This is a genomic window from Candidatus Eisenbacteria bacterium (assembly GCA_030017955.1).
In the GTDB taxonomy this organism is placed as follows: Bacteria; Eisenbacteria; RBG-16-71-46; order JASEGR01; family JASEGR01; genus JASEGR01.
Genome location: JASEGR010000207.1, coordinates 1 through 1,819, shown reverse-complemented (window position 1 = coordinate 1,819; position 1,819 = coordinate 1). Strand labels below are relative to the sequence as shown.

Below are 1,819 nucleotides of genomic sequence, written 5' to 3'. Positions count from 1 at the left end.
CCAATCAATACTAATAGAGCCACATTTGCAAGTAACTTTTTTCTCTACTTCGATGAAACGTTCTTTAGAAACCAATGAACTACATTTAGGACAGCGAAATAAAGCTTCAAGCTTACGGAATCTGTCAATGACTTTGAGACACCCCGCGTCCGAATTTAGTGTAGAACCGGTTCACTCTCGGGCGCTGGCTTCGGTTTATTGATCCACGCCGCCTCCGGGATGGCCGGTGGGACCGGTATTTTTCGTACAAAACGCTCCGGATGGGCTTCATAAGCGATCCGTAGGACCTCTTCTCTGGCCTTACGGACATCCTGGGCAAAGCCATAGTGCATGGCTTCCGGGGTCAGCAGACCGATTCCCGAGTGCCGATGCTCTTTGTTATACCACGGAAAGAACCCCTGGCAGTGGTTCCGGGAGTCCTCGATGCATCCGAACCGCTCTGGAAAGTCCGGCCGGTACTTGAGGGTCTTGAACTGGGCCTCGGAGTACGGGTTGTCATCGCTCGTATGGGGCCTGCTGTGGGTCTTGGTGACGCCCAGATCAGCCATCAGAAGCGCTACGGGCTTCGATTTCATGGACGAGCCTCGGTCCGCATGGATCGTGAGCTGGTCTCTGCCGATCCGCTGCTTGGCGCAGGTCTCTTTGATCAGCTTCTCGGCCAGGGCCGCTGATTCCGCAGGGGCGACCATCCAGCCGACCACGTAGCGGCTGAAGATATCGAGGATCACATAGAGATAGAAATATGTCCACTTGGCCGGGCCTAAGAGCTTGGTAATGTCCCATGACCAGACCTGATTCGGGGCTGTTGCCAAAAGCTCGGGCTTCTGGTATACCGGATGGCTGAGTTGGTTTCTGCGTTCCTTGACCTCCGTCTTATCGTCGAGGATGCGGTACATGGTGCGGATGGAGCAGTAATATACCCCTTCATCCAGAAGGGTTGCGTAGACCTCATGAGGCGCTTTGTCCACGAACCGGTCGGAATGGAGGATATCGAGCACCTCCTGGCGTTCCTCGGCAGATAACGCGCGGGGCGGGCTCGGACGCTTCTTGGGCTCCACCGCAGGCGTGTTCTTCCTTGTCTGCGCACGGTAGAACCCGGATCGTGGGATATCAAGCGCTTCGCAGGCAGGCTTGATCCCGATATCAGAGGAAAGAGTAAGAGCGGTCTCCATTAATCGTTCCCTCCTTCCTCGGGCGTCGAGAGATGGATCCCCAGCATCTGCGAAACTTTTTTTTGAAAGTCGATGATGAGCTCAGCCTGCTTGAGGCGCGTGGTGAGCCGGCCGTTTTCCTTGCGGAGCTTCTCGTTCTCTGCCTGGAGCGGATTACGGTTCGATTCCTTCTGGCCCCGCTTCTTGGGCGAAAGGGCGGTCTGAACGCCCCGGTCCCGCTGGCGCTGCCAAGTGTTTAGGTTCGATGCATACAGCCCTTCCCGGCGCAGAAGGGCGCCCAGGCTGCCCGGTGCGGTGCAGCCATCGGCCTCTTTCAGGATGCGGCGCTTGTATTCCGAGGTGAAGCGCCGCCTTGAGGCCTTCGTGGGGACTTCCGGGTCCGGCATGACTGCGGCTCCTGTTCCGCCCCAGGGAACCTCAGTCGATCTACGGGCTTCTTCGTTTCCCTGGGTTGCTTTGATCGTTTCAACTATCATAGTATTTTCTCCTCCCCGCCCTCTACTCTAATTTACCATAGGGGAGGTGTCTCAGCTATATTGACACAGAGGGCAGACGGCAGGCGTTGCCGCGGGCTTCTTGACCGCCTCTACGGCATTCCCCCGATTCCGAGGGACATTGCGGCGAAGATATGCACTGCGTACATAAAG

The 1,819-nt window shown here is 56.6% G+C and carries 1 protein-coding gene; it reads right to left on the bottom strand.

Annotated elements, in window-relative coordinates; all coding sequences use genetic code 11:
- Positions 1-155: 155 nt before the first annotated feature.
- Positions 156-1,558 (bottom strand): IS3 family transposase gene (locus tag QME66_13715; protein MDI6810001.1). Its coding sequence is split into 2 segments (ribosomal slippage): positions 156-1,243 and positions 1,243-1,558, totalling 1,404 coding nucleotides; the frame shifts between segments, so codons are not numbered across the junction.
- Between the last annotated feature and the right edge of the window lie 261 nt (positions 1,559-1,819).